Origin of the sequence: Empedobacter sp. GD03865, assembly GCF_029840775.1 — a bacterium.
GTDB lineage: Bacteria > Bacteroidota > Bacteroidia > Flavobacteriales > Weeksellaceae > Empedobacter > Empedobacter falsenii_B.
Genome location: NZ_JAOCDF010000016.1, coordinates 1 through 22,574 on the forward strand (window position 1 = coordinate 1; position 22,574 = coordinate 22,574).

The following is a 22,574-nucleotide window of genomic DNA, read 5'->3' on the forward strand; positions in this document are numbered from 1 at the left end:
CACTGTACGTTTTCAAAACAAATGAGACACTTTAAACTAAAAATTAAGAGAGCGTTTTATTTATAAATTTAGAATTTTTTGTTGAAAATACAATTGCCTTCTTTTTGCAATTGTTTTTTGTTTAATAATTGCTCTTTGTTCCAAGATTTTATCACCTCTTCCAAAATACACATCAGCAGGTGTCAAATTATCTAAAGCCTCGTGATATCGGCGATTATTATAATTTTCGACAAAATTTTCGAGTGCGAAAATGAGTTCTTCAGGATGATAATAATGATCCAATTTTACCACATTTTTCATTGTTCTATGATAACGTTCAATTTTTCCTTGCGTTTGAGATGAAGCGGTTTTCCTCGAACATGTTTCATTTTTTGAGTATTTTTCAAATAATCTTTTAATTCATTCGAAACATAACAAGGCCCATTGTCTGACAATAATTTTGGTTTCTGTTTGGTTTTAATTTGAGCCTTTTCAATTGCCTTTTTGATGGTTCTTTTTACATCTTCAGCCTTCATCGAGCTGCACAACTCCCAATGAATAATATAGCGGCTGTAATCGTCCAAAATCGTGCTCAAATAGTACCAACCCCAACCAATAATCTTGAAATATGTAAAATCTGTTTGCCACATTTCATGTACAAAATTGGTTTTGTCCTTGAATTCATTTGCTGCTGAAATTAAGATATGATTGGGTGCAGAAATCAAATCTCGTTGTTTTAATATCCGATAAACGCTCGATTCTGAAATAAAAATTCCTAATTCATCTGTCATTTTAAAGGCTAATTCCCTTGCCGATAATTCTGGATAATCTAACGCTAATTCTACAATCAAATCTTTCTGAGATTCGGGAATACTGTTCCATTTTCGATGAATAGATGGACGTTTTGATTCTAAACCTTCAAATCCATTTTCAAGATAATTAGAATACCATTTGTAAAATGTACTTCTGGAAATACCAAACTCATCCAAAGTCCGTTTAACACCGATTTCTGAACGTGTAACAACTTCAATAATCTCGTATTTTTCACTTGCTGATAATCGCATATATTTCTTGAATTTATTGATTAATCCAATGAGTCCAAGGTTTTTTTTACGATATCATAGCGAACAACTAAATCGGCTACAATCTCCTTTAAACGCATGTTTTCTTTACGTAAATCAGAAACATCATCGCTCGTTGCTTCACGTGTTATATCACCTGAAAGTCGCTTTTTACCAGCTTCCAAAAACTCTTTATTCCATTTATAAAATTGAGATTGTGAAATAGAATATTTTCGACATAGTTCAGCAATAGAAGTCTCTGCTCGTAAAGCTTCCATTACGATTAATATCTTTTGTTCAGCTGTAAAAATTCTTCGTGTATTATTACGGATATCTTTTACAAATTTTTCTGGAGTTTTCTTTTTAAAATTTGCCATAATTAAAGTTAATGTTTTAATGAAAACACTAACTTAATTTTTAGGTCTTAACTGTCCACTTTTTGCTGAAGATTTACACCATAGACGACATATTGATAATACTTCCGTAGCCAGAAGATTTCATATGTGGAGCTACTAACTGACATAAACGCCACATACTAAAAAAATTCATCTGAAAAAATCGTTCAAACTCATTAACAGAAATTTCATATGGACTTTCTCTTCCATCTCCACCACCACCTACATTATTTACTAAAATATTAATTTGTCCATAAGCTTCTAGCGTCTTTTCAACCAAATTTACTAATGCCTCATCTTTTGTCACATTACATTCTAATGCAATTGCCTTTCCTCCTTTTAATGTAATTTCTTCCACAACTTTATTTGCAGGTTCTATCATACAATCCGACACCACTACATTAGCTCCATATGCCGCAAGCATTTCACAACAAGCTTTTCCTATACCATTACCATCTCCTGTTACAATAGCAGTTTTTCCTGCTAATCAAATAATTTTGATGTATCCATATGATTCCTTTTTTTGAATTAAATACTAATAAATAGTAGAAATTGACAATACTTAAAGTTAGTGTTTTTAGTGTTAAAAGATTCTTATTTTTTTATAAAGATCTAAGTAAGTGAACAACGCAGAAGAATAAACCAAAAATTTATAACTAACTTTAAGGTCTCAATTATGAGACCTTTTTTATTTAAGAAAAAAATCAATGCAAAATATAAAACTAATCGTGACAGATATGGACGGAACTTTGTTGCGTTCTGATCATTCGTTAAGTCCAGAATTCAATAAAATTTACGAAGAATTAAAAGAAAACAACATCACATTTGTACCAGCAAGTGGTCGTCAATATTATAGTATCATTTCTTATTTTGAAAATATAAAAGATCAATTGGCAATTATTGCTGAAAACGGAACATATGTTACCTACAAAGGTGAAGAAATTTTTGTTGACGAATTAGATTGGTCTGTTGTAAAAGAAATCGTAGAAGAAGTGCGTAAAATAGAAGGCGCAAATATCGTTTTGGCTGGCAAAAATGCCGCTTATGTGGAATCGAAAGATGAAACTTTTTTAGAATATTTTAAAAATTATTACGATAAAAATATTTGGGTTGATGATTTAACTAAAATCGAAAATGAACAATTCATTAAAATTGCAGTAAATCACGTTGGTGGAACAGAATTTAATGTATTTCCAAAATTAGTTGATTTTGAAAAATATGGATTAAAAGTTGTGGTTTCTGGCGAAGTTTGGTTAGATGTTATGAATAAAAAATCGAACAAAGGAGTTGCATTACAAGCTTTGATGAATAAATTGGATATTTCTTCTGAAGAAATCATTGTTTTTGGCGATTTTATGAATGATTTGGAGATGTTACACTTGGCAAAATATAGTTTTGCAATGGAAAATGCGCATCAAAATGTAAAAGAAGTAGCGAATTTTAAAGCGCCTTCTAATGATGAAGATGGTGTAATTCAAGTTATTAAGCAATATTTACAACAATTAAAAACCGTAAACACTTAATAATCTGACAAATAACATCAATCATTTAACATTTCAAATCAGATTAAATTATTAATTTCGCACAAAACCTAAACAATCAATGTTCACTATCAACAAACATCTAAAAAGCTTTCTTGCAATTGGAACTTTACTTTTTGTTTTTTCTTGTAAAAACGAAAATAATCCTATTCAAAATCAAACAACAACTTCTTCTGAGCCAAAAGAAATTTTGCAGAATGATGTTGATTCTATTTATACAGTAAAAATTGACTCATCTACTTTGCAATTAGATACTATTGCAAAAGAAGAAAAGCAAAATCCTATTGATTCGACAAAACAATATGTCTACCTAACTTTTGATGATGGTCCATATAAAGGAAGCAAAAATATCAATAAAATATTAACCGAAGAAAATGTAAAAGGAACGGTTTTCTTAGTTGGTTTTAATGCTTTTACAAAAGATTTGAAACAACATGTAGAAGATTATAAAGCTAATCCAAATGTAGAAATTGCTAACCATACTTTTTCGCATGCTCGCAACAAATACAAAGCTTTTTACAATGTACCAGAAAATGTTTACGAAGATATTCGCAAAAATGAGGTGGTATTAGATATACATTCTCGTTGGGTGCGTTTGCCTGCGCGTAACACATGGCGTTTGAACAAACGTAAAAAAGACGATCCAGTAAAAAATGCAATTCCAGCAGCTGATTTATTGGCTAAAAATCAATATTATATTTACGGTTGGGATTATGAATGGGAAAGAAGTGGAAAAAAATCTGCAAATCATCAACTTTCTTCGCCTGAAAAAATATACGAAGGAATTGTACATCGTTTGGATCAAAATAAAACATTCGAAAAAAATCATTTGGTAATTTTAATGCACGATGATATGTTTAATGAAGATTATAATGCAGAAAAATTAAGACAATTAATTGTTTTATTGAAACGTAATCCGAAAATTGTAATCGAAGGAATTTCGGGATATCCAACCAGGATTAGCTAGATAAAATATTAAGATAAAAAAATCCACTTCATCTGAAGTGGATTTTTTTATTAAATAAACTCTATCGTTGTTTCTATCTCGTGACCTTTTTCTAATACTTTGTGCACAGGACAAGAATTTGCAACTTTCAGTAATCTTGTTTGTTGTTTCTCATCGAAATCGCCTTCTATGATAACATGACGTTGAAAAGTGATTGGCTCAGTTGTAATCATATCAAAATTGACATCTACCTCAACTTTTTTGTAAGTAAATTCTTTGTGATTCATATACATTTGCAAAGTAATCGAAGTACAAGAAGCCAATGCAGCTCCCAATAATTCGCTTGGTTTTGCAGCTGTATCCAAACCTCCTTTGTCTAAAGGTTCATCTACATTAAATTCGTGTTTTCCTGCTTTAATATTCGAAATATAATTTTTATCCGTCGAAGTTGACGTTACATTAATATCACTCATTATCAATTTGTTTTTCGTTTTCTTTTACTTTAGTTTTTTGTTGCGCTTGCGGAATCGGAACATAATCGTCATCACCTGGAACTTTAGGAAAACGATGATTAATCCAATCTTCCTTCGCCGTTTCAATCGTTTCTCTTGAAGAACTTACAAAATTCCAAAAGATAAAATGTTCTTCTGGTAATTCTTCCCCTCCAAAAATATAAACGGTAGAACCAGCCGCAATTTCAAACTCACACAAAGTAGCTTCTTTCGCTACTAATAATTGTTTTGTTCCATACGTTTCTCCTCCATCTTTGATAGAACCTTCTAAGACATACAAAGCAGATTCTCCATACAAATCTTTTCCCAATGAAACTTTGAAATCATTTTTAGCTTTAATTTCAATAAAATATAAAGGAGAATAAACAGGTACGCCAGAAGTATGTTCACCAAACTTACCTGCAATCAATTTATAATCTGCATTTTCGTCTGACCAATTTGGTAATTTATCTGCTTCAACGTGAACAAAACTTGGTTCCATATTTTCTAATTCTTTTGGCAAAGCCACCCAAATTTGTAATCCATGCAATGTTTTTTCAGTTGTACGTAAATATTCAGGAGTTCGCTCAGAATGCACAACACCTTTACCTGCAGTCATCCAATTCACAGCTCCAGGCTGAATTTCTAATTCAGTTCCCAAACTATCGCGATGCATAATCGCTCCTTCAAATAAATAAGTCAAAGTTGATAAACCAATATGTGGGTGCGGTCCAACATCAAGATTTTGATAATCTTTCATTTTTGTTGGTCCCATATGGTCGATAAATACAAATGGTCCGACATGTCTTTTTTGACGAAATGGTAATAATCTACCTACCAAAAAATTTCCTATATCAGCAGCTTTTTCTTCTAAAATTAATCCAACGTTAGACATAATAAGTTTAGTTTTTTTATTGATGTAAAATTAGTTTTAACTATTAATTTAAAACTTGATTTAAGTTAATAAATAAAAAAAGGCTAACCAAAAGGTTAGCCAATTATAACTTAATCTTAACGATTTCTAGTAATCGTAATTATTTTGTGTTTCTCCACCAAAATTCCAAGCAATACCGAAACGTAATGTGTTTTCTAAAGCATTGTTTGTATCTGACATTGGAATTAAATAAGACGCATTAAATGCAAATGCATTGTATTTTAGTCCTAAACCTAATGTCAAGTGTTGACGATCTCCTTTCATTGGGCTTTCATGGAAATAACCCGCACGAATAAATAATGCATCATTATAAGAATACTCTGCTCCAATAGAATACATAATTTCTTTTAACTCCTCTTTTCCTCCTCCAGGAGCATCTCCAAATGAACTAAAAATTCCAGACATTACTCCTTTATTAGGAATATATCCTGTACCAGGAATTGGGTTTCCATTTTCATCTTTTTCGTATGTTGGAGTTGGAACTAACAATTTAGAAAACTCTGTTGTAATTCCTACTTTATTATAATCATCAAATTTGAAATCATATCCAACACCTAAACGCAATGTTGTAGGTAAATAAGATGCATTATCTTCTGAATTTGAATAATCTAATTTTGGACCAATATTAGAGATTTGGAAACCTCCACGTAATTTTCCTTCAAAATTGTTGGTATCCATTGTTTCTGATTGATAATAACCTGCTAAATCAACTGCAAATGTATTTGCTGGCTGAACTGTACCATCGCTTACTCCATTGAATAAATCTGAACGAATGAAACGACCAGTTACCGCCATCGAGTAGTTATCCGTTAAACGTAAACCATATGATAAATCGATAGAGAATTCATTTGGTTTTGCTTTTCCCATCGAAACAATATCAGTTCCTTGTAATTGGTTAAGTTCTATTTCTCCCATATTGAAATAATAGATACTTGCTCCTAATGTACTACGTTCATCTTGACCTAAAAACGTATAATAAGTAGCATTCAATAAAAAGACATCATTCACCAAAGATCCCATATAAGGCGTATACGAAAAAGCTACACCAGAATAATCAGGAGCAAAAGAATACTTTGCCGCATTCCAAAATTGAGAATAATTATCCGCAGAAGTTGCAACTCCCTGATCTCCCAAACCACCAGCACGTGCATCTGGAGAAATTCTTAAAAATGGAGCTCCTGTCATTATCGGATTATTAACTTCATCTTTATTTTGAGCAAAAGTAAATCCTGATGCTAAAATCAATAAACTTGCTGTAATTTTTTTCATTCGTTATATTATTGATTATATTTTTTCTTTTTGTTTATTATTTTAATATGACAAGTTTTTCAACTGCGGTGGCTGATCCTTTACAAACCGTATCATCAACACCTTTCACATTGACCTTGTAAATATAAACACCTTTTCCTATTTTATCGCCAAAATCATCCAAACCATCCCATTCTATCGCATATTTACCTGTTCGATATCCTTCTCTAAAAGGTTCTGCTGAAACAGTTTTACGAATCGTTTTGACTAATTTTCCTGAAATTGTAAATATCTGAACCATTACATCTAACTCAGAATCACAATTATGTTCAAAATGGAAAAACGTATTCTTAGTAAATGGATTTGGCCAGTTTAGCAATTTATCAATATGCAATTGTCCTGTTCCATTTTCCATTACTACAAAGTCTAACGTTGCAGTATTCGAATTATTGTTGATATCCCAAAATTTTAAATTCACAGTATGTTGACCAAGTTCAAGATTTTTCAATTGATACATTACTTGTCCTTTCTGGTAATCCTCGAAATTCTTATTGACACAAGGATTTGCATCACCTCCATCATAATATTCATTCAACACATAAGCATCTTGTACTTTTCCATCAAGTGTTGCTACAATATCGTGTCCAATACTTGATCCTGTTGCATTAATACCCGAATTATCAGTTAAACAACCCACCAAATAAGGCGAACGATCTGTAATTCCTCCATTCGCAAAATGAAGATTATTCATATATAACTTGCCCTGCGGACGTTCATCATCATTTAATCCTTCTTCATTAATTCCTTCAATCGTAATTGTTTTTAAAGTCGATGCATCTTTACCATCTTTCTCATCCCAAGCATAAAATTTTATTTTACGATTTCCTAGCTCGTAATTGATATCTTTCGGAACATAAAATTGAATCGTAAACTCACCTTTTTCAACTTTTCCTGTTCCTTTATAAATTGTTTTATTTTCTGTTTCGAAAGTTTTTCCAGCCCAATCAGACTCCGATAAAATGGTTTTCGTTTCAGGTTTTTCATACAAACTAATCGCAATTTTCCCATTGAAACTATTATCAATAGAAGTATTAGATAATTGATTTACTTTACCTGTAATCGTTATAAAATCTAATGCTTGCATTTTACCACCAGCAAGGGCATCTACATCTTTTTTATTTTTGATGCTTAATATTTCAATATCTTGTTGTGGACGATGAATTACTAACATCGGATCTCCAAGAATACTTACACTTTTGTTATTTTGATGTTTTGGAGAATAATTTAATTTTGCTTCATTAAGCGCTTTACCAATTGTTTGATTTTCTATTCCAACTTTCTTAAAAAATTGTTCGATCAAAAAATTATTCATCGAATCTCCATAGCCTGTTCCAATCGGACGGTTAGTCGTAATCATAGATAACGCTCCACCATTTGCATTTTTCAACATTGCTTCACCAGCAGAATTATATTGCGGTAAATCCCAAATTGTAAAATCACAAGTAACAGTTGTGACGATAGGTAAACGTGAATAAGCTGCATTAAAATTGGATAAATTTGTTAATTCTTCAGCTGTTATAATTCGTTCTTGCGCCCAACTACGAGGACCACCATGACCATAATACATCAAGAAGTTTGAACCTAACTCGATTCCATTCAGAATTGCTTGATTTACGGTTGGATATCGAACACCAGCAGAAGTACTTTCGGGTTGATGAGCTCCCGAATATATCTTATTAATCGTATAAATTTGATTCTCAGGCTTAGAAAATTCTGTATCAATTTTGGCATTTAAACCTGGAGTATTTACATTATTGTCATTATCCGTAACTGCAACAATTTTTGTTCGCCAATCGCCATACGAAGTTCCTTTTCCTTGAACTTTACCATAATACGAAATTATTTTATCAACCAAAATCTTTGCCTCAGCAGAGTTAGAAGCAGAAATTCGTCCTACAGCTATTTCAAACCAATTGGCATCGTAACTATAAATTCCATCTACGCTATTCGATAACATTTTTACATTATCATTTAACATTGCAAAATAATCGTCGGTTGCAATCGCACCATCAATATTAAGAGAAGGTTCGTCTGTAAAAGTGGGAAGATAATTTGTAAAATCTTTTACTCTGTTTTTCGGATCATAGGTTGTTGCTCCAAACAAAACGCCATATTCTAAATTTGGACTTGACCCATCTTTTAAGAATTTAAAGAAATCACGAATCGCAATAGGATCTTGACTCCCAGAAGAAAAATCGTTGTAAACTTGTTCCGTTGTAACAACTGCAACATTTATTTTATCATGATTTTTTCTGAAATCTGCTAATCGTTGAGCATCTGCTAAATATTTTGGATGTGTGACAATTATATAATTAATATCGGTTAAACTACGAATATCTTGATTTGCTACTTTTCCAACATATTTTGCATCATTAAAAGCATTTTCATCCTTAAAAGCGACAAACTGATTCAGATGATTTGTACTAAATTTATACAAATTACTTTGTGGAACAATTGAAGAAATTGAATGAATATCAGAAACATTCCAAACAGAAACATTTGCAGCATTATTCAATGAAAAAGCATTCACACTTCCATCATTAATATCTTCTAAAAACTGAAAAGTAAATTGCTCATTATTATAGGTTAAACCATCTTTGAAACGTAATTGTAAATAATCTAAATATGCTAAACCAGAAGGATTGGTTCCGTTAGAAGAAACCGCAATATCGATAGAATTTGAACCTAATGAAACTGTTTTATCTTGAATATTTCTATCAAATAAAGAGTTTCCTAAAGAATGAGTAAAAGTTTGTCCATTTAAATTAACGCTATATGATGTATTGTTTGCATTTTTTCCAACCACCGCATAACGCAAATATGCTTCTCCACCATTTACAGCATTCGCTTTGAACGTTTTCTTGAAACCATCTTTCAAGCCAATATTTTCTCCAACCCAAATTTGCCCAAGACCATTTAAGTTAATCGAATCTTTTTCATGAAATTGTAAATTATCAAAAGTCGAAAAAGTTTTTATAGGACTTGCTGTAAGCGCCTGTTCTCCTACTCTTTTGCCATCTTCTCCATTAAAACTGATAAAATAATAAGCAAAATCATCATATAAATTATAGCGAACTTTTGCATCTTTCAACGTTGTCGTATTATTTCTGTACCACTGATGCGGACCTTTTGCATAAAACAACGCGTAATCATTGTTATCAAAACTTCCATCCTCGCCTCCTACAAATTTTATTGGAATTTCATTCAGCGCTCCTTTTCGTCCTTCCGTCAAATTTTCCATCAAACGCCCTTCACCATTTCCATAGATTTTTAGCGATTTTGGATTAAAATTGGTCGGAATTCCATTTTTAGTAAAGAAACTTTTATCTAATTTGAAAACGCCATCTTTAGAAACTTTTATTTTGTACCAATCTCCCGTTTTCAAAACACTTGTAGTCGAATTATCAATTAATTTTCGAGAAGATGTTTTTCGAGATTGTATTAATTTCGGAACAATTGAGAAAGATTCTATTTTTAAAATATTATTATTTTGTTTGACAAATGGCACAACTTTAACAATTAGTTTTTGCTGACCATTTTTATCGATAATATTATATGAAGAAAAATTAATTTTATCTGTAATCGAAAAGGTGTTCAAATCAGCCAATTCGTTCTGTACTTCTCTAAATTGTACATTTGACAATTCAACTTCTTGATTTGTAGAATTTAACTCAACGACAAATTCTGGAAGAAAATATCCTCCAACAAAATAATTATCTTTATTCGAAAAAAACGGCACATTTACCTTATTTCCATTCGTTAAAGAAATTGTTTGATTATTCTCCCAATTTATTTTGTAATTTTGACTAAACAATTGAGGAAATTGAAGCAAAGTTGCAACTAAAATAAAATATTTCTTCATGTCTGAATAACGCTATTTTGACAAATATATTTTCAATCGTAAAATAAAAAAATAATTCTTACGTTTGATACAAGAAATAAAGCATTTTTTCGTTGTAAGATTAATGTCAAATGCTTTTATTTGCATTAAATTTAATTTTCGAAAACCAGAAATATTCTATGAAAATGAATAAAGGACGTATTTTTTCTCTTGCCCTTGCAGCTGTTACTATGAGTGTATTCATGGGTTGTGCAAGCAGTTCAGGAAAGAAAAAAGGAGGTGGAACAAAAAATTTCACAAGTCGTACAGGATGGAAACCAAACGATAGTAAAGGTTGGTTTTTTTCAGGTAAAAAGAAAGAAAACATCAAAGCATGGCCTGGAATGGTTTTCATCGAAGGTGGATCTTTTACGATGGGAATTACGAAAGATGACGTATTACACGATTGGAATAATTCTCCTGTTCGTATGCAAGTAAAATCTTTCTTCATTGGTGAAACTGAGGTTACAAACTACGAATACAAAGAATACTTAACTTGGTTGAAAGTTGTTTTCCCTCCAGAAGACACGCAATACAAGGATATTTACAATGGAGCATTACCAGATGAAACGGTTTTTAACAATCAATTATCTCGTGATGATTTCTCTACAGAAAATTATTTATTTTCGCCAGAATTCAGCTATTATCCAGTAGTTGGTATTTCTTGGTTACAAGCTGTTAATTATTGTGATTGGTTAACAGACCGCGCAAACGAAAAAGCCTTAATGAATAAAGGAATCTTATCAAAAGATTACTACAACAATGAGGATTATAATTACGGAAATAAGACATTTAATGCAGAGCAATATAAGTTAGGCGATACAAATGTTAACGAAGCGATTGATTCGACTAAAATTATGAAAGCGAATCAAATCAAAACTCAAAATGCTCGTATCTTAAAAGCAAATCGTGCTACAGGTTCTTTAGAAGTTCAACCTTTCCGTTTACCTACAGAAGCCGAGTGGGAATATGCAGCATTAGCTTTACCTGGAAATCGTGAATACAATGAATACAAAGGAAAGGATGTTGCTCAAAATAACTTGAGAGTTACAAAAGGTGCTCAAAGAGGTCAGTATTTAGATAACTTCAAACAAGGACGTGGAGATTACTCTGGTATTGGAGGATTTGGAAACGATGGTTCTGCAATTACAAGTGATGTTCGTAAATATCCATCAAATGATTTTGGTCTTTATGGAATGTTAGGAAACGTTGCTGAATGGGTTTCTGATGTTTATCGTCCAATTATTGACGAAGAAGCAAACGATTTCAACTACTACCGTGGAAATATTTTAAAAACAAAAATTGACAACGGAGCAGGTGGTTTTGAAAAATATGACGAAACAAATGTTGAATATGATACTTTAGACAACGGACGTTTAGTTTATAGAGGATTACCAGGTGCTTACAAAAAACAAACAGAATACGATTTAACAAATTATCGTGATGGTGACCCTAATTCTTCTTTATCACCACGTACAGAGGAAGGTAAATCTGCTGATCAAGCGACAGAAGATATGTACAACGCTCCTCAACGTAAATTTAGAGTAGATGAAAAAGGTCGTGTAATTTTAGAAAAAGATTCTTCTAAACGTACTTCTGACATCTCTGATGAAACACGTGTTGTAAAAGGTGGTTCTTGGAAAGACCCTATTTACTGGATAGATCCAGGACAAAGACGTTACTTACACCAAGCAAGTGCAACAAACTGGATTGGTTTCCGTGTAGCACAAGAATACTCTGGTAGTTTCGAATCAAAACGTAAACGTAGAGGATAATAATCCTTTTCAAAATATTTTAAATCTCGGTGATTAATTTCATCGAGATTTTTTATTTTTACATTATGAAAACAGCAGAAATATTCGATCAATTTCTTAAATCGAAAATAGTTACGACTGATACACGCAACATCTCACAAAATTGTATCTTTTTTGCTTTAAAAGGAGCTAATTTTAATGGAAATACTTTCGCTCAAGAAGCGATCAATCAAGGAGCTGCAATGGCAATTGTTGACGAAAAAGAATTTGAAAATACATCTCAAAATATTTTTTTGGTTAATGATGCCTTAGAAGCTTTACAAGATTTAGCGAGAACTTATCGTAATTACCTTAAAATACCATTTATTGGATTGACTGGTTCTAATGGGAAAACAACGACAAAAGAATTGATTTCAGCTGTTTTAAAAGAGAAATTCAAAACGCATTATACTTTCGGAAATCTGAATAATCACATCGGAGTTCCTTTAACTATACTTTCTATTCCAGAAGATACAGAAATGGCTGTGATCGAAATGGGTGCGAATCATCAAAAAGAAATCGAATTGTTGGCTTCTATTTCTCAACCAGATTATGGATATATCACTAATTTTGGTAAAGCTCATTTAGAAGGTTTCGGAGGAATTGAAGGTGTGATTAAAGGGAAATCTGAATTGTATGATTTTTTGAGAGCAAATAACAGAACTGCTTTTGTCAATTTTAATGATCCAATTCAAGTTGAAAAAACTGAGGATATTAATCGAATTACATTTTCTGATCAACATAATGCTAATGTTCAAATCGAATTGATAGAAAGTGAAACTGAATATTTGGCGGTTAAATATCAAGATTTAAAAATTCAATCACATTTAACAGGAAACTACAATTTTAGCAATATTTCGTGTGCAATTGCAATTGGACAACATTTCGGGATTGACGCAAAATCTATTCAAAACGGAATCGAAAATTATTTTCCATCAAATAATCGTTCACAAATTATCAATAAAGAAAATTACAAAATTGTGATGGATGCTTACAACGCAAACCCAAGTAGTATGGAAGCTTCGTTAAATAATTTTGCAAAATTTGAAGGTTCTAAAACAATTATTATTGGTGATATGTTCGAGCTTGGAGAAGAATCCAAAGCTGAGCATCAACGTATTTTAGATTTAGCTGAAAGTTTAGATTTTGATCAAATTTTTATTTTAGGACATAATTTTGGCGAAACAATTACGAATAATCCAAAAGTTCAAAAATTTGAAAACCGCGTTGCCTTTGAAGAATATTTGAAAGAAAATCCAATCAAAACTCAAAATATTTTGATAAAAGGTTCTCATGGCATGAGACTTGATTTATTAGAAAATATTTAAAATCAACACACTGATTATCTGATGAATAAATCAAGTTTATTTTTTATTTTAATTTCTTTTTTCACATATCATTCTCTTCAAGCACAATCTGTAATTGAATGGAAAAAAGATGTAAAACTTAATTACGAAAACTTTAAAAAGAAACCTATTCAAACAAAGGTTCCTCAAGGATTTTTAGATTCAAAATTAGGTTGGCAAATTGCAGAATCTACTGGAGAACTTCCTGAACTTTGGGTTACCAATAAATTTGACGAAAGTAATTCGTGGCTATCTATGCAACATGCAGAAATTTTAAAAGAAATGCAGTTGCAATTTGACTTGTCTGAATTATATGCGCGAAAAATCAGAAAAGATTTTAAAGATTTACAAGCCAAAAAAGTCATGGATAGAGATTCTTATCGAGCAAAATTTTTGTCAGGCTCTAAGAATTTTCAGAAAAAATTGAAATCGATAGGTGGAGTCTCTTTAAACCAACCAGATTTATATAAATTATTGAATAATCAAATTCAAGATTCATTGGTGATTTATCAGAATTACAGTAAGTAATTTAACAATTAGTAAACTTTAAATTTCATAAATTTATACAAAGTACAAGCTGTGGAAATCACAGCTTTTTTTAGCTAAATTGTTTATGAAAAAAATTTTATGTTCTTTATCTATATTTACAGTAAGTGTTTTAGCGTCAGCGCAAGCACCAAGTAACTATTACGACACTGCAACTGGTAGCAGCTTTACCTTAAAAACACAGCTATATGAAATAATAAAAAACCATACAGATTTAACATATGGCGGATTATGGACACTTTATAATAGAACAGATTCTGATAATGGTTTTTTAGATAAATATGATGAAAAAGATAATTCTATTTATGATATTTATTCAGAGATACCGAAAAAAATTGATCCTTATAATTTTATAAAATCTTCAGATCAATGTGGCAGTTCTGGTTATAAAAATGAAGGAGACTGCTACAACAGAGAGCATATTATTCCTCAAAGTGTTTTTAATAAAAACTCTCCTATGGTTGCAGATGCATTCCATATCTGGCCAACTGATGGTTATGTTAATAATAAAAGAGATAATTTTCCTTATGGAGTTGTTGAAAGTGCAACATACACTTCTTTAAATGGCTCTAAATTAGGAAGTAATAAAAACTCTGGATACTCTGCGGGATTTTCTGGAACAGTTTTCGAACCAATTGATGAGTTTAAAGGTGATATAGCTCGTGCTTATTTTTATTTTGCTACTCGTTATCAAGAAAATGGTATTCAGAGTTGGTCTTATGCTATGTTTAATAAAACAAAAGATAAAGTTTTTACAGACACTTTCTTGAAAATATTAATGACTTGGCATTTAAATGATCCTGTTTCTGATCGTGAAAAAGATATTAATAATTTAGTCTACAGATACCAAAAAAACAGAAACCCATTTATTGATCATCCTGAATATGCAGAAAAAATTTGGGGTTCGAATTTAGGAACTGGAGATTTCGAATATCAAAAGCGTGATGATGTTTCAGTTTACAATGTAACAAATCGTTCGATTAAAGTTAAACTTGAAAATAATTCGAAATCAATTCAGAAAGTTTCTGTTTTTAATTTCAACGGACAATTAATTAATGAAGTTTCTAATTCATCAAATCAAAAAGAAGTTGAAGTTAATTTCAAAACTCCAGGTGTTTATATCATCAAAGTTGTTGGAAAACAAATGGAAATCAACAAAAGAGTTGTAATAAAATAATCATTAATCAAACCATCATAAAAAAATCCTTCGCTCATACAAGTGAAGGATTTTTATTCTAGTAAATGGAAAAAATTATTAGTCATTATTGATATTTTTCTTAAAAAATGTGCTTCCATATAGAAACATGATTAATAAAAAAGGGATACCAAGCGTGACTGATAATAAAATAAATGTTTTTAACATACTAATAAGAAATATTTTAGTTTCTAATACTTTTATCAATTTACAATTAATAATTTTATATTATTCACAATAAAACATCTTTTTTTATTTATTAACACTATTTTTATCAACTTGATAATTAAAAGCTTTTCATTAATATAAATTCATAAAAAAAGTCGCTTAAAATTAAGCGACTCATATATAGAAAATTCTATTTCAAATTATTGGTTCCCCTTTGCGTAATCAGCTAAGAATTGTGCTAATCCAGAATCTGTTAATGGGTGTTTTAACAATCCTAAGATTGATGATAAAGGTCCTGTCATAACATCAGCACCAATTTTTGCACAGTTTACAATATGCATTGTATTACGAACTGAAGCGGCTAAAATTTGAGTTTCGTACAAATAGTTATCATAAACCAAACGAATTTCTTCGATTAAGTTTAAACCATCTGTCGAAATATCGTCTAAACGTCCGATAAATGGAGAAACGTAAGTTGCACCAGCTTTTGCAGCTAATAATGCTTGCCCTACAGAGAAAACTAAAGTTACGTTAGTTCTAATTCCTTTTGTAGAAAAGTATTTACACGCTTTTACACCATCTTTCGTCATAGGAATTTTAACTACGATTTGAGGATTTAATGCTGCTAAAGCTTCACCTTCTTTTACCATTCCTTCGAAATCAGTAGAAATTACCTCAGCAGAAACATCTCCGTCAACTAATTCGCAAATTGCTTTGTAGTGATTCAAAATATTTTCTTGACCTGTAATTCCTTCTTTTGCCATTAAAGATGGATTTGTTGTTACACCATCTAAAACTCCTAAATCTTGGGCTTCTTTAATGTCAGCTAAGTTAGCTGTATCGATAAAAAATTTCATTGTTTGTTTGTATTTCGTTCAGGCAAAATTAAGGATTAAATTATAGAAAACCATTTAATCTTGAAGATTCGATCAAAAATATTTTAAACCGCTGTATATCCTCCATCAACAAGGTAATAACCGCCTGTCATAAAGGATGCTTTGTCCGAACTTAAGAATAAAACCAACTCCGCAACTTCTTCTGGCTGTCCCAAACGACCCATTGGATGTTTTGTAACAAGCAACTCTAAATGATCTGCACTCAAATTATTCGACAACAAAGGCGTCATAATATAACCTGGTCCAACTGCATTACAACGAATATTTTTTGGTCCGTATTCCGCTCCAATGTTTTTCGTCAAACCTACAACTCCATGCTTTGCAGAAGTATAAGCCGAACTCATTGGCGCAGCGACAGTACCATGAATAGAAGCCATATTAACAATAGAACCTCCTCCATTCTTTTCCATTGCTTGTAATTGATATTTACATCCGTAAAAAACACCATTAAAATTGATATCTATTACTTTTTTCCAACCATCTAACGGATAATTTTCAGTCAGCTCGGCAGGACCACCAATTCCAGCATTGTTACAAGCTATATCAAGTTTTCCATAAACTTCAAGCGTTTTATTTACTAATGCTTCATTATCTTCTGGCGAAGAAGTATCAGCTTTGAAAAATATCGCTTCTCCTCCATTCTTTTTGATAATTTCTACTACTTCATTTCCACCTTCTTCATTAATATCCGAAACCACAACTTTCGCACCCTCTTTGGCATATAATTCAGCAACAGCTTTCCCAATTCCAGAGCTAGCTCCAGTTACAATCGCAACTTTATCTTTTAAACTTGACATAATTTTATGATTTTAATTTAAATAAAGTTAATCATTTATAATCAGATCTATAAATCATTTCTTACAAATAATATTATTTGAAATGATTCAATTTTATTAACTATTTTGAAATGAAAAATTCAGCATAACAAATATATTTAGGATAAAACAATTCTATTTTTTTATATTTGATACAAATAACTTTTTAAATGAAAAATTTAATAGCTGCTATACTTTTATGTAGTTTTTCTACTATAAATGCACAAGAAACAAGTGATTATAAGTACATCAATATTCCTGAAAAATTTTCTAGTTTTGATAAAGATGAATATCAATTAAGTAATCGATTAAGATATATATTAACGCAGAAAAAATATGAAGTTTTACCTTCTGATAAATCTTCTTGGCCACAAGAAGTTGTGCAAAATCCTTGTTTAGCTTTGAATGCGGATATTTTAAAAGTTAAAAGTTTTTTAAATAATAAATTAGAGGTAAGTTTTACGGATTGTTCTAATAAAAATATTGAAAAATTTGAAGGAACTTCTAAGATTAAAGAATATGACAAAGGTTACCAAGAAGCTATAAAACTAGCTTTAAATCCTTTAAAATCCCAAAATGCGAAAGCTTCTGTTCAGATGGTAAAATTAGATAAATCCCAAACAGAAACAACAACTGCATATATACCAGAACTAAAAGGAACTCAGGTAACAGCTACTAATTTGTTGACAGATGGAACAACTACGTATCAAAAAATAGAACTGCAAAATGGTGGTTTTATGTTGATGTCCGAAAATGGAAATCAAGTTGTTGCAAAATTTGAACCGACCCTAAAAAATGGAATTTACAGAGTAATTGTTACTAAAGGAAATTCGAATTATTTTTCGGTAGGATACATCAGTGGAAATACAATTTCGTATGAAGTTTCTGAAAATAATAGTTGGAAAGATGTTAAATTATCAGCTAAATAATCTTGCTATGAAAATTATATTATCAAGTTTATTTCTTATTGCTTTATCGTCATTACAAGCACAAAATGTAGCTGATTATAAATATGTTATCGTTCCTCAACTCTTTAAAGATTTCGTAAAAGAAGATTATCAATTGAATACAGGATTGAAAACTGCTTTGAGAAAAAAAGATTATGAAGTTGTAAATGAAAATTCTATTCCTTTAGATGTGCAAATCAATCCTTGTTTAGCTACAAAAGCAAATATTGAAAATACTTCTGTTGCTTTTAAAAATAAATTAAAAGTAACGTTTACAGACTGTAATAATAATGTGATTTCAACTTATGAAGGTTCGTCAAAAGAAAAAGATTTTACAAAAGGTTATCAAGAAGCCTTAACATTTGCTATGAATCAGGTTGGAAAACAAAATGCAAAAGATTTACCTGTAACTAAAACAGAAAATACAACAACTATTAAAGAAACAACGAATAAAGTCGTTACGCAAGTGTCAAATAAAACTGTAGAAAACAAAAACGTTTACAAATCAAACGGAAAAAATTACACAACAGCAAGTACAAATAACAACGAATTTGTATTAATCGACCAAGAAAATTCACAAGTTATTGCACAATTTTATCCAGCTGCTCAACAAAATATTTTCCATGTGACAGTGATTTCTCAAAACGGAAATTACCAAACAATTGGCTATTTGAACGGAAATAATATCATCATCGAATATAAAACAGGTGATAAATCTTGGTCAACTACAACTTATTCAAAGTAAGTTTTTATAGTACATTTGCACCTTAAATTATAGAAAATGCAAGCACCTATTGCGAAAAAAATAGAACAAAAATTAGAAAAACACGGAGATATCCGCATCGATAATTATTATTGGTTGAATGATCGTGAAAACTCTGAAGTTATCGATTATTTGAACCAAGAAAACGAATATACAAAAGCTATTCTACAACCAACAGAAGCTTTACAAACCAAGCTTTTTGAGGAAATGAAAGCGCGAATCAAAGAAGATGATTCGTCTGTTCCGTACAAATTGAATGGTTATTGGTATTTGACGGAATATCAAAAAGGGAAAGAATATCCGATTCACAAACGTCGTAAAGATAGTTTAGAGAATCCAGATGAAATTCTTTTTGATGTTAATACAATGGCAGAGGGTCATTCGTATTATCAATTGGGCGGAATATCGATGGCGCCAAATAATCAATTGGTTTCCTTTGGGGTTGACAATGTTTCGCGAAGAATCTATACGATTCAAATCAAAGATTTAACAACTGGAGAAATTCTTTCAGATAAAATAGAAAACACAACTGGAGGTTCTGTTTGGGCGGCTGATAATCAGACTTTATTTTATACAATAAAAGATGAAACATTGCGAGCTTATCAAATTTGGAAACACAAATTAGGGACAAAACAAGAAGATGATGTCTTAGTTTTTGAAGAAGTAGATGATACGTTCAATGCGTTTGTTTACAAATCAAAATCAAGAGATTACATCATTATTGGATCTTCAAGTACTGTTTCAGATGAGTTTAGATATATTCCTTCTAATCAACCAGATGCTGAGTTTAAAATCTTTCAAAAAAGAGAACGTGATTTAGAATATTCAATCGAACATTTTGGTGATTCATTTTATATTCAAACCAATAAAGATGATGCGTTTAACTTCAAATTAATGAAAACTTCTGTCGAAAAAACAGAACAAGAAAATTGGATTGATGTGATTCCTCATCGTGAAGAAACATTGATTGAAGGTTTCGAAATTTTCAAAAATTATTTGGTTATCGAAGAGCGCACAAATGGTTTATTGCAGATGAATATCAAAGCGTGGGATAATTCAACGGATTATTATTTACCATTTAACGAAGAAACTTATACAGCAAATGTTGGCACAAATCCAGATTTTGATACTGACATTTTACGTTACGGATATACATCATTGACAACTCCTTCTTCTGTGATTGATTTTAACATGAATGATAAAACATTCGAAATCAAAAAAGAGCAAGTTGTTATAGGTGATTTTGATAAAGAAAACTATATTTCTGAACGTATTTGGGCAGAAGCTCGTGATGGAGAAATGGTTCCCATCTCATTGGTTCGTCGAAAAGATACGCCTCTTTCTGCCGAAACTCCTCTTCTACTTTACGCTTATGGTTCGTATGGTTACACGATCGAGCCTTATTTTAGTTCGGTTCGATTAAGTCTTTTGGATAGAGGTTTTATCTATGCGATTGCGCATATTCGTGGTGGTCAATATCTTGGTCGCGAATGGTATGAAGATGGAAAAATGTTAGAAAAGAAAAATACATTTTTTGATTATATTGATGCTGCAAAATATTTGATTCAACAAAATTATACTTCATCAAAACACTTGTACGCGATGGGTGGTTCTGCTGGTGGATTGTTGATGGGAACTGTGATTAATTACGAGCCAACATTATTCAATGGGGTAATTGCGCAAGTTCCTTTTGTGGATGTTGTGACAACAATGTTAGACGATTCTATTCCATTGACAACAGGGGAATATGATGAATGGGGAAATCCGAACGAAAAAGAATATTACGATTACATGAAATCGTATTCGCCATACGATAACGTGGAAGCAAAAGCTTATCCAAACCTTTATGTTTCGACAGGTTTGCACGATTCTCAAGTACAATATTGGGAACCTGCAAAATGGGTAGCGAAATTAAGAGATTTAAAAACAGATAATAACATTCTACTTTTAGATACAAATATGGATACAGGACACGGTGGTGCTTCTGGTCGATTCGAGTCATTGAAAGAAGATGCAAAAGAAGATGCTTTCTTATTTATGTTAGAAGGGATTACAGAATAAATTTCAAATCAAAAAGTCAACAAATTTGTTGGCTTTTTGTATTTTTAACCAAACCTACTCTATGACCTTTATTTTCTTAATCTTTGGATTAGCAATTGCTGGATTTCAAACACTTATTCTCAAAGAAATTTGGCAAGTAAGCATTCGTCCAAAATGGATTGTATTTCTTATTACACCGACATTAATCGTAGGAGCTAATTACTTTTTTGACGATCAAATCACAGCTTTTGTATTTTTTGGAGCAATAGCTTCAATATTCTTTATTGCAGTTACTGGTATAATTTTTCATAATTCTACCAATTTTGATGAAGAATCAAATAGTTTCAGAGATAAAAAAAGTTATAGCGAAATTGTCCAAGATTATAATCAGCCTTTTTACCTAAATCCTGCTTGGGGAATTGTTTATCAACTCTATGTCGTTACGATGATTGGAATTTATATTTTTGTTCCAAATGAAGTTTATGAATCTGATTTAAATTATAAATTGATTGAACAAGATTTAGTTTTACAATTGTTATCACTTTTTATTTTTACTGGATTTTCCATTATTGTTTTGTTGTACAATTATTTAGACGGAAACAAAAATTATATTCCTTCCATTTTGACTGGAAAAAGATTAGTTGCAACACCAAAAGAAAGCAGAATTAATAAGGCAATTACGATAAGCGTTACGATTATATCATTCATTATTTTCTGTAAATTTTGTTACGATAAAGGAATTTATTTCAGCTTGAAATATATCTTTCAATCATTTGATTCTTCATCATTTCTATCAATAAATACAGGAATTATTGCATTTATTACTTTCAATTCTATTATTCTGATAATTAATCCATCACAAGTTGCAAAACGAAATATGATTCGCATTGCAACACTTATTCAATCTGCTTTTTTCAGTATTTTTTTATCAGCCGCAATTGTAGCCCCTTTTATGATTTTGCAAGATCGATTAGCTTACTTCAATATGAGTTCAGAAATTCTTTTATTTTTAGGATTTAATATTGTTTTATTAGTGAATGAAATTTCACTTTTTGTAAAATACAAAAAGGGTATAATCGATTAATTCTTCTAATAAATCACAGATTTTACCTAAATTTACAACAAAGCTTTGTACTTTCTGGAATCTATTTTAAAATGAAATTTAAACTTACACCAATATTAATTGTGTTGAGTATTTTAGAACTCTTCCTTTTATTTATGTCTATAAACTATCTTTTTATTGATAATAATGGAGGAAATGCCTTGGGTGGAACAATCGCTTTTTTTGGATTAATTATTTTCTTTTTTATTTTATTAATTGAACAACTTATTATAATAAGTATAAAAATTCCGATAAAATTTATTTGGATCATTGAATCTATAGTCTTAATGATTTCAATTATTTATGTTTATTATAATGGGATATCTATCGGATAATATAAAAAATGATAAATTCATTGATTAAGTAATTAAACCAAAATCACCCCATTATTTTTCTTATAAAAGCATAAAATTATTTACAATTTTTAA

18 protein-coding genes and 1 pseudogene are annotated in these 22,574 nt (G+C 30.8%); 11 read left to right on the forward strand and 8 right to left on the reverse strand.

Annotated elements, in window-relative coordinates; genetic code table 11:
• Positions 1–60 precede the first annotated feature (60 nt).
• Together N5D46_RS07560 and N5D46_RS07565 are read right to left on the reverse strand one after the other, a co-directional pair.
• A pseudogene (locus N5D46_RS07560) lies at positions 61–1,417 on the reverse strand (IS3 family transposase).
• Positions 1,418–1,490: 73 nt separating this feature from the next.
• Positions 1,491–1,859, reverse strand: a complete 369-nt coding sequence (locus tag N5D46_RS07565) for an SDR family NAD(P)-dependent oxidoreductase (protein WP_260391996.1) — start codon at positions 1,857–1,859, stop codon at positions 1,491–1,493.
• A gap of 283 nt (positions 1,860–2,142) precedes the next feature.
• Here N5D46_RS07565 and N5D46_RS07570 point away from each other — a divergent pair, with 283 nt between their 5' ends.
• Positions 2,143–2,958 carry an HAD family hydrolase gene (locus N5D46_RS07570; RefSeq protein ID WP_280049635.1) on the forward strand — a complete coding sequence of 272 codons (816 nt, stop codon included), beginning with the start codon at positions 2,143–2,145 and terminating at the stop codon, positions 2,956–2,958.
• Between the two features lie 79 nt (positions 2,959–3,037).
• Positions 3,038–3,943, forward strand: coding sequence for a polysaccharide deacetylase family protein (locus tag N5D46_RS07575; RefSeq protein WP_280049636.1), 906 nt, complete (start codon positions 3,038–3,040; stop codon positions 3,941–3,943).
• Between the two features lie 50 nt (positions 3,944–3,993).
• On the opposite strand, the gene N5D46_RS07580 is transcribed toward N5D46_RS07575, so the two are convergent.
• The 4 genes from N5D46_RS07580 to porU form a co-directional block, all read right to left on the reverse strand.
• Positions 3,994–4,395, reverse strand: coding sequence for an OsmC family protein (locus N5D46_RS07580; RefSeq protein ID WP_115000762.1), 402 nt, complete (start codon positions 4,393–4,395; stop codon positions 3,994–3,996).
• Positions 4,388–5,308 (reverse strand): pirin family protein, encoded by a 921-nt coding sequence (locus tag N5D46_RS07585; RefSeq protein ID WP_115000764.1) that lies wholly within the window; start codon positions 5,306–5,308, stop codon positions 4,388–4,390. The genes N5D46_RS07580 and N5D46_RS07585 overlap by 8 nt, the downstream gene beginning before the upstream one ends.
• A gap of 126 nt (positions 5,309–5,434) precedes the next feature.
• The gene (gene porV / locus N5D46_RS07590) at positions 5,435–6,616 is read right to left on the reverse strand and encodes a type IX secretion system outer membrane channel protein PorV (protein ID WP_280049638.1); all 1,182 of its coding nucleotides are present in this window, start codon (positions 6,614–6,616) and stop codon (positions 5,435–5,437) included.
• A gap of 37 nt (positions 6,617–6,653) precedes the next feature.
• Positions 6,654–10,517 carry a type IX secretion system sortase PorU gene (gene porU / locus N5D46_RS07595; RefSeq protein WP_280049639.1) on the reverse strand — a complete coding sequence of 1,288 codons (3,864 nt, stop codon included), beginning with the start codon at positions 10,515–10,517 and terminating at the stop codon, positions 6,654–6,656.
• Between the two features lie 164 nt (positions 10,518–10,681).
• Here porU and gldJ point away from each other — a divergent pair, with 164 nt between their 5' ends.
• The 4 genes from gldJ to N5D46_RS07615 all read left to right on the forward strand — a co-directional run bounded on the left by gldJ (position 10,682) and on the right by N5D46_RS07615 (position 15,397).
• Positions 10,682–12,310 (forward strand): gliding motility lipoprotein GldJ, encoded by a 1,629-nt coding sequence (gene gldJ / locus N5D46_RS07600; protein ID WP_280049673.1) that lies wholly within the window; start codon positions 10,682–10,684, stop codon positions 12,308–12,310.
• Between the two features lie 65 nt (positions 12,311–12,375).
• The gene (gene murF, locus N5D46_RS07605; protein ID WP_280049640.1) at positions 12,376–13,656 is read left to right on the forward strand and encodes a UDP-N-acetylmuramoyl-tripeptide--D-alanyl-D-alanine ligase; all 1,281 of its coding nucleotides are present in this window, start codon (positions 12,376–12,378) and stop codon (positions 13,654–13,656) included.
• 21 nt (positions 13,657–13,677) lie between these two features.
• The gene (locus N5D46_RS07610; RefSeq protein WP_038331434.1) at positions 13,678–14,202 is read left to right on the forward strand and encodes a hypothetical protein; all 525 of its coding nucleotides are present in this window, start codon (positions 13,678–13,680) and stop codon (positions 14,200–14,202) included.
• Positions 14,203–14,287: 85 nt separating this feature from the next.
• Positions 14,288–15,397: an endonuclease gene (locus N5D46_RS07615; RefSeq protein ID WP_125349845.1), complete on the forward strand. Its 1,110-nt coding sequence runs from the start codon at positions 14,288–14,290 to the stop codon at positions 15,395–15,397.
• 386 nt (positions 15,398–15,783) lie between these two features.
• Here N5D46_RS07615 and fsa read toward each other — a convergent pair whose 3' ends face one another.
• Positions 15,784–16,440: a fructose-6-phosphate aldolase gene (fsa, locus tag N5D46_RS07620; RefSeq protein WP_125349844.1), complete on the reverse strand. Its 657-nt coding sequence runs from the start codon at positions 16,438–16,440 to the stop codon at positions 15,784–15,786.
• Between the two features lie 83 nt (positions 16,441–16,523).
• The gene (locus tag N5D46_RS07625) at positions 16,524–17,276 is read right to left on the reverse strand and encodes a glucose 1-dehydrogenase (protein WP_125349843.1); all 753 of its coding nucleotides are present in this window, start codon (positions 17,274–17,276) and stop codon (positions 16,524–16,526) included.
• 188 nt (positions 17,277–17,464) lie between these two features.
• Here N5D46_RS07625 and N5D46_RS07630 point away from each other — a divergent pair, with 188 nt between their 5' ends.
• The 5 genes from N5D46_RS07630 (at position 17,465) to N5D46_RS07650 (ending at position 22,481) form a co-directional block, all read left to right on the forward strand.
• Positions 17,465–18,223 carry a hypothetical protein gene (locus N5D46_RS07630; protein WP_280049641.1) on the forward strand — a complete coding sequence of 253 codons (759 nt, stop codon included), beginning with the start codon at positions 17,465–17,467 and terminating at the stop codon, positions 18,221–18,223.
• Between the two features lie 7 nt (positions 18,224–18,230).
• A complete protein-coding gene (locus tag N5D46_RS07635; protein WP_280049642.1) occupies positions 18,231–18,986 on the forward strand; it encodes a hypothetical protein in 756 nt (251 codons plus the stop codon).
• Between the two features lie 36 nt (positions 18,987–19,022).
• Positions 19,023–21,065 carry a S9 family peptidase gene (locus N5D46_RS07640; protein WP_280049643.1) on the forward strand — a complete coding sequence of 681 codons (2,043 nt, stop codon included), beginning with the start codon at positions 19,023–19,025 and terminating at the stop codon, positions 21,063–21,065.
• A gap of 61 nt (positions 21,066–21,126) precedes the next feature.
• Positions 21,127–22,128 (forward strand): hypothetical protein, encoded by a 1,002-nt coding sequence (locus N5D46_RS07645; protein ID WP_280049644.1) that lies wholly within the window; start codon positions 21,127–21,129, stop codon positions 22,126–22,128.
• Positions 22,129–22,199: 71 nt separating this feature from the next.
• Positions 22,200–22,481, forward strand: coding sequence for a hypothetical protein (locus tag N5D46_RS07650; RefSeq protein WP_219034993.1), 282 nt, complete (start codon positions 22,200–22,202; stop codon positions 22,479–22,481).
• The last annotated feature ends 93 nt before the right edge of the window (positions 22,482–22,574 follow it).